Genomic DNA, 6,822 nt, shown 5'->3' with positions numbered 1-6,822 from the left:
CGCTGGCCCGCACCCAGCCCTGCAGCCGCCAGCCACCGACGCCTTGCGCCGCCGGCTGCGCCAGGGTGACCGCCGCCGAGGCGCCGGAGGTGTTGGAGCGCGCGCCGCGCAGGCCCGCCTGCTGGTTCACCTGGAAGGCCGAGACGCGCACGGCCGCCTGCACCCCGCCGAACTCATGCTGGACCCGCAGCGCCGCCGAAGCGTCGTCGAGCCGCAGCCGCGTGTCCGCCGCCCCGCGGCGCGGTCCGCGCACGGCGTAGTAACCCTCGGTGCGCGAGCCGGCCGCGGTCAGCAGCACGCCCGGGACGCCCGCCGCGAGCGCCGCCCGGAAGCTGTCGCGCTCGCCGGCGCTGACCTCGGCCGCGGCGATCCCGTTCGGCGTGGCCCGTTCCTGCAGCGCCACGACGCCGGTCAGCGCGCCCGCGCCGTACGGCCCGGCGCCCGCGCCGCGCACCACGGTCGCGCCCTCGATCCCCTCCGGCGGCAGCCCGCTCCAGATCACCCAACCGCCGAACGGGTCGTTCTGCGGCGCCCCGTCCAGCGTCACCAGCGCGCGGCCGGCGCCCGACGGCGCGATCGCCCGCAGCGACAGCCCCTGGGTCGTGGGATTGGCCGCGCCGCTGCCCGTGCGCCTGAACAGCGACACGCCCGGCGCACTCTTCAGCGCCTCGTCCAGCCGCGGATCCACCTTCAGCACCTCGGGGCCGATCTGCACGGCGCTGAACACCGCATCGCCCCCCAGCGGCGCCAGGCGCGGGGCCGTGATCACCACGGTGTCGACGGGCGGGGGTGGCAAATCGGGCATCACGCCTCGTAAAGCTGGTATGTCAGAAAAGCGGCCTAGTGGGCTTATCAGCGTCGGGGGAGATCGCAATGGCGAAGGTCGCCATCGTCACGGGTGCGGGCAGCGGTATCGGGCGTGCTGTGTCCCTGGCGCTACTCCGCGACGGCTGGAGCGTGGCCCTGGCCGGCCGCCGCGAGGCCGAGCTCGCCGCCACCGCCGCCTTGGGCGAAGGCGCGCCGTGCCTGGTGCAACCGACCGATGTCGCCGACGAGGCCTCGGTCGACGCCCTCTTCGCCGCCACCAAGGCCCGATTCGGCCGCCTGGATCTGGTGTTCAACAACGCCGGGACCGGCGCGCCGCCTGTGGCCCTCGAGGACCACAGCCTCGAGCACTGGAAGCGCGTGGTCGACGTGAACCTGACCGGCCCCTTCCTCTGCACCCGCGCCGCGTTCCGCCTGATGAAGGACCAGGACCCGCGGGGCGGGCGGATCATCAACAACGGCTCGATCGCGGCCCACGTCCCCCGGCCCCGCTCGTTCGCCTACACGGCCACCAAGCATGCGATCACCGGCCTCACCCGCTCCACCTCGCTGGAGGGCCGCACCTGCGACATCGCCTGCGGCCAGATCGACATCGGCAATGCCGGCACCGACATGACGCGCGCGATGGCCAAGGGCGTGCCCCAGGCCGACGGCTCGCTGAAGCCCGAGCCCGTCATGGACGTCCAGGCTGTGGCCGACGCGGTGGTCTACATGGCCGGCCTGCCGCTTAGCGCCAACGTGCAGTTCATGACCGTGATGGCGACCCAGATGCCCTTCATCGGCCGTGGCTAGCCGAAAATCTCGCGACCCGCGTTCGCCGGCTGCAACACGCTGAAAGGGCTGCGCGGGCGCTCGGGGCCGAGAGCGTGACTATGCCTAGGTTATCAGCGGTAACTGTCCGTTCATATTGCACCGCAACAGTGGTGCTGCACCGCGACAACTTAACGCTTGCGTCAACGGCAGGATCGCGGAATCAGCGGGATCACAGACGGCGAGTCCGGCGCGTTAGTCACCGGCAGCGGTCTGAAAGAGGAACGCCGGAACGGGTTTTGTCGAACCCATATTCCCCGGAATTTGAACCCCATGATCCGTACTCTGACCGTCGCGGCCGTCGCCGCCCTCATCGCTGCTCCGGCCGCCGCGCAGTCGACTCGCGTCTCGCTCGACGGCAAGTCCAGCGCCCAGGTGCAAGCCGACATCGCCAAGGCCGCCAAGAAGGTCTGCACGCAAGCCGTCGTCGGCGCGTCGTTCCCGCGCGAAATGTACGCCTCGTGCTTCAAGCACGCCGTGAAGACCGCGAACGTCCAGCTCGGCGCGCAGTCACAGATGGCCGCGGCCCAGAACTAAGCTTCAGCTGACGCCGAAGGCCGGCCCTGGGGTCTCGACCTCGGCCTCCGTGAACTTCGGCGCCCGCTGCTCCAGGTTGGCGCGCACCGCCTCGACCTGGTTCGGCGAGCCGATCAGCGCGGTCTGTTCCCGGCTCTCTTCGAGCAGGACTTCCCGCTGATCGGCCTCGGCCGCGAGATTCAACAGCCGCTTGGCCGCCCGGATGGCGTGCGGGTTCCGCCCGGCCACCTCCTTGGCGTAGGCCAGCGCCTCGGCCCGCGGGTCCGCGATGCACCGCGTCGCCATCCCGATCCGCACCGCCTCCTCACCGTTGAAGATCCGGCCCGAGAAGGTCAGGTCCCGCGCGATGTCGTCGCGCACCAACTGGCGCATCAGCACCAGTCCGGCCATGTCGGGCACCAGGCCCCACTTGATCTCCAGCACCGACAGTTTCACGTCCGGCGTCACGAACCGCATGTCGGGGCCCAACGCCAGTTGGAAGCCGCCGCCGTAGGCGACGCCGTGCACCGCGGCGATCACCGGCACGGGGATCTCGCGCCAGACCATCACCGCATGCTGCGCCCGGTTTGAGCCGCCCGGCGTGCGGTTGCGGGTGACCAGCGCGTCGCCCGTGCTGCTCTGCCCGCCCGAACGCCCGCCAGAGGCCATCGCCGCGAAGTTCGACGTGTCGAGGCCGGCGCAGAAGGCGCGGCCCTCACCCGACAGCACCACGGCGCGCACGCCCGGCTCGCCCTTCAGCCGCTCGCCGGCCTGGATCAGGGCCTCGAACATGGCGTTGTCCAGGGCGTTCATCTTGTCGGCCCGCACGAGCCGCACGTCGGCCACGCCGTCGGTGATCTCGATCGCAACCCGGTCGTTCATTGCTTCCTCCCTACCGCTTCGCCAGCACGTAGCCGGCGCGCGGGAAATGCACATGGCTCACATCGATCTCGCCGACCTCGCGGGCCAGCGAGATGCGGTCGCGGGACAGGCCCACCAGCACCCCCTCCACGGGATCGCGGCCGTAGTCGTCGGCCTGCACGACCACCCGGTCGCCCTTCTTCACCCCTGACGGATCGCCGGGATCGCACGCCACGTCCGACGTGGGCTCGCTGGCGGTCGCGACCTTCACCGCCTCGGCGGGCGTCATGTCGCTGCGCTTTCCGTGGCCGATGGCGCGCACCCGGTCGCGCCAGGCGCGCGTGCGGTCCAGGCCCGCCATGAGTTCGTCGGCGATCGTCGGCGACGCGCCCGACAGCCACCAGACGTTCATCCACGCCGCCACGTCCGCCAGCGAAGGCGTCTTGCCACCCAGGAAATCGTCCTGCTTCAGGCCATCCTCCAGCCACGCCGCATAGGCCCGCCATTGCTGGCGCATGAACGGCGCGGCGGCCTTCATCGCCCCAGTGTCGAACGGCCGGCCCGACAGCTTCTCGCGGTCGGCGATGAACTCCTTGGGCACGGCGTCGCCCATCTCGGCGAAGATCACCACCACGGTGGCCTGGAACCACAGCCGGTCGGCCCACAGGTTCACCGCCCAGTCGGCTCCGCGCACCACCGGCGGCGTCGGATGCCGCCGCTCGATCTCGGCCAGGATCACCTGGCTGTCGCAGTAGATGTCCGCGCCGATCTGCATGACCGGGATGCGCCGGTAGCCGCCGGTCAGCGGCGTCAGGTCGGGCTTCGGCATGATCACCGGCTGGATCACCGAACGCCAGGCGAGCCCCTTGATCCCCAGCATCAACCGCACCTTCTCCGAGAAGGGCGAGGTGTCGTAGTGGTGGAGGATGATCTCGCCCATCTAGACGACGACCACGCCGGGTCCCGGCGGGTTCGTGTAGAGGGCGTCAACCAGCGCCTTGCGACGCTCGAGCGTGGCGCGCTGGTTCACATAGCCCTTGTCGGTGATCTCGCCGCCGTCGATCGAGGGCGGCTCGGTCATGACGATGAAGCGGGCGACCCGCCGCGACGAGCCGCCGGCCGTCCGGTTGAACTCGCCGATCCGTTCCTTCAGCTCCGCCGTCAGCTTCTCCAGCGGGTTGTCGCCCAGCGTCGGCATCGCCGCCGGCGACGGCCAGATCAGCGCCCCGGCGAACGGCTTGTCCTGCCCGGCGATCACCATGTCGAAGGCGTAGGGCGTGCAGGCGGCCACCAGGTCGGGCCGCAGCGTGCCGACCGACACCCACGTCCCGCTGTCCAGCTTGAAGTCCTCGGTGACCCGCCCGTCGAACACCAGGCCCAGGTGCGGCTGCTCAGGGTCGAGGAACCGGCAGGCGTCGCCCAGCTTGTAGAAGCCCTCCTCGTCGAAGGCGGCGGCGGTCTTCTCAGGGTCGTTGTGGTAGCCGGTGGTCACCGTTGGGCCCTTCACCCGCACCTCCAGCTTCGACCCGTTGGGCACGAGCTTCAGCGTGATGCCCGGCAGCGGCAGCCCGATCAGCCCCACGAGTTCGGTGATCCAGTGGACCACCGTGATGCCCAGGGTCTCGGTCGCGCCGTACATCGTGGTAAGCGGGATGCGGTGGCCGGTCTCGGCGATGGCCAGCGCCTGCAGGCGGTTCGAGACGTCGGTCGACAGCGTCGCCCCGCCATAGCCGCAGCTGCGCAGGTTCCGGAAGAAGCTCTTCCGCAGCTCCGGGTCGCGCTCCATCGCCTCCACCAGCATCCCGAACGCCACCGGCGCCGAGCCGAAGCCCATCGGCGAGATCTCGTAGAGGTTCTTGATGGTGGTCTCGAACTGCCCCGGGATCGGCTTGCCCTCGTCCAGGTGCAGCGTCCCGCCGCCCCACAGCACGCCGTTGAACCCGATGGTGCCGGCCGAGATGTGGCTCCACGGCATCCACTCCAGGCTCTGCGGGATCAGGCCCGGCTCGGGCGGCTCGGTGCGCAGGCCCTCCCCGCCCGCGATGACGCCCGCGAACATGCCGTGCGTCTGCGGCACGCCCTTGGGCATGCCGGTCGAGCCGGAGGTGAAGAGGTACTTGGCGACCGTCGAGGCGCCGATTGTCTCCCGCGCCGCCTCGACCGCCGACGTCGGCTCGGTCGACGTCAGCTCCGAAAGCGGGATCGTGTCCGCTGCGCCGTCCGCCGTGACGAACCGCAGGTCGGCGTCCAGGGCCCGGAGCGTCGCGAACGCCCGCTCGAACGCCGCCGCGCTCTCGGTGTAGACCACCTTCGGCCGCACCACGCCGAAACAATGCTTCAGCTTGGCGTGGTCGGTGGAGATCAGGCTGTAGGCCGGGCTGATCGGGGCGATCGGGACGCCCACCGTGTAGCAGCCCAGCATCATCAGCGCATGGTTCACCGAGTTCGCCGAGAGCACCATGACGCTGTCGTCGGCGGTCAGCCCCTGGTCCAGCAGCCACTGCGCGATGCCGTCGGCCGCCCGCTTGGCCTCGCCGTAGGTGACGCCCTTCCAGGGCCCATGGCCCGGCTCGCGCTGCAGGATGTAGGGCCGCTCGGGATGCGCCGCCGCCCGCTCGGCCAGCAGGTGCGCGATCGAGCGCGGGCCCTCGGCCGGCGGATGGTTCGAACGGACGTAGTAGGTCCCGTCCGCGGTCTTCTCGATGGAAACGTCCGGGGCCTTCTGCGGCAGCGGCTTGAACGGCGGCAAGGTCCTGGCGGCTTCGTTCACCAGTGGGGCCTGGTCGTCGGCGGGGCTCATGCCCGTCCTCCCGGTTGTCGTTGGTTGGCCGCAAGCCTACGCCAGCCGCCGGGGCGTTCAACGGGGACGCCACGTAAGGTGGCGACCGTCAGGGACGTAGCGTCAGCCGCATCCAGTGCTCCGCATGGCCCAGCGGCTTGTCGGGGATGGTCGCCAAGGTCTCGAAGCCGAGACGCTCGTAGAACCCCTGCGCCTGGAAGCTGTGGGTCGAGAGGAACAGGTAGCGGCACCCGCGCGCCCGCGCCTCGCCGATCGCCGCCTGCATCAGGGCCGAGCCCAGGCCGGCATGCCGCCGGTCCTCGCGCACCCAGACGTAGCGCAGCTCGGCGATCCCGCCCCAGGTGTAGCCGGCCGCCCCGGCCACCATCTCCCCTGCCTCGTCGCAGGTGAAGGCCAGGTCGCGGCCATCGTGATAGCCGGTGGCGTGACGGTTGAACTCGTAGAGCCGGTCTTCGAGGCCCGCGCCGTCGAAGGTCTCGTGCTGGGTGATGACGGATCCCGAGCCCATGCGGAGGACTCCATACCCAATCCCGCTCGTCACGGCGAATGCCGGCCGGCTCGACTTAATTGTAATCTGCAACTAGTATGAATATGAGGACGGTATAGCTTACACTCGGAGGGGCCAGCGCATGATCACCGTATTCGGTGGACAGACATCGCGATCGCTCCGGGTCGTCTGGCTGATGGAGGAGATGGGCCTGCCGTACCGCGTGAGGCAGGTGGACATGCTGGCCGACGGCGAGGACGCCGAGTTCCTGGCGGTCAACCCCGCCCGCTTCATACCGGTGATGCGGGACGGCGACGTCACCATGGTCGAGTCGATCGCGATCATGGAGTACGTGATGGCCCGCTACGGGCCGACTCCGCTTGCGCCCAGGCCCGACGACCCGGCCTTCCCCGCCTACCAGCAGTTCCTTCACCTGGGCGAAGCCGGCCTCGCGACCTTGATGATGCCCCCCATCGTCAGCCGCTTCCTGGCGCCCGAGGCGGAACGGCAGAACTGGGGCGCC

8 protein-coding genes are annotated in these 6,822 nt (G+C 70.3%); 3 read left to right on the top strand and 5 right to left on the bottom strand.

From position 1 onward, the window contains the following. Positions 1–805 (bottom strand): TonB-dependent receptor (locus VGD44_RS13780; RefSeq protein WP_331087967.1); only part of this gene is annotated, 805 nt, incomplete at its 3' end. Between the two features lie 68 nt (positions 806–873). Here VGD44_RS13780 and VGD44_RS13775 point away from each other — a divergent pair. Both VGD44_RS13775 and VGD44_RS13770 read left to right on the top strand, forming a co-directional pair. Further along, a complete protein-coding gene (locus VGD44_RS13775; RefSeq protein WP_331087965.1) occupies positions 874–1,617 on the top strand; it encodes an SDR family oxidoreductase in 744 nt (247 codons plus the stop codon). A gap of 291 nt (positions 1,618–1,908) precedes the next feature. Then, a complete protein-coding gene (locus VGD44_RS13770) occupies positions 1,909–2,172 on the top strand; it encodes a hypothetical protein (RefSeq protein WP_331087962.1) in 264 nt (87 codons plus the stop codon). 3 nt (positions 2,173–2,175) lie between these two features. Here the strand turns inward: VGD44_RS13770 and VGD44_RS13765 are convergent, their stop codons facing one another. From VGD44_RS13765 to VGD44_RS13750, 4 genes are all read right to left on the bottom strand, one after another. Next, positions 2,176–3,033, bottom strand: coding sequence for a crotonase/enoyl-CoA hydratase family protein (locus tag VGD44_RS13765; RefSeq protein ID WP_331087960.1), 858 nt, complete (start codon positions 3,031–3,033; stop codon positions 2,176–2,178). A gap of 10 nt (positions 3,034–3,043) precedes the next feature. Then, positions 3,044–3,952 (bottom strand): glutathione S-transferase family protein, encoded by a 909-nt coding sequence (locus VGD44_RS13760; protein ID WP_331087958.1) that lies wholly within the window; start codon positions 3,950–3,952, stop codon positions 3,044–3,046. Next, on the bottom strand, positions 3,953–5,812 hold the full coding sequence (locus VGD44_RS13755; RefSeq protein ID WP_331087956.1) for an AMP-binding protein: 1,860 nt from the start codon (positions 5,810–5,812) through the stop codon (positions 3,953–3,955). An 88-nt stretch (positions 5,813–5,900) separates the two neighbouring features. Further along, complete coding sequence (locus VGD44_RS13750) at positions 5,901–6,320, bottom strand: GNAT family N-acetyltransferase (protein ID WP_331087953.1); 420 nt, start codon at positions 6,318–6,320, stop codon at positions 5,901–5,903. Between the two features lie 121 nt (positions 6,321–6,441). On the opposite strand from VGD44_RS13750, the gene VGD44_RS13745 reads away from it, so the two are divergent. After that, positions 6,442–6,822: glutathione S-transferase N-terminal domain-containing protein (locus VGD44_RS13745; RefSeq protein ID WP_331087951.1), on the top strand; the 381-nt coding region annotated here is incomplete at its 3' end.

It is taken from the genome of Phenylobacterium sp. (assembly GCF_036402295.1).
Taxonomy (GTDB): Bacteria; Pseudomonadota; Alphaproteobacteria; order Caulobacterales; family Caulobacteraceae; genus Phenylobacterium.
The sequence above is the reverse complement of the archived record's forward strand: the minus strand, read 5'-3'. Positions and strand labels throughout refer to the sequence as shown.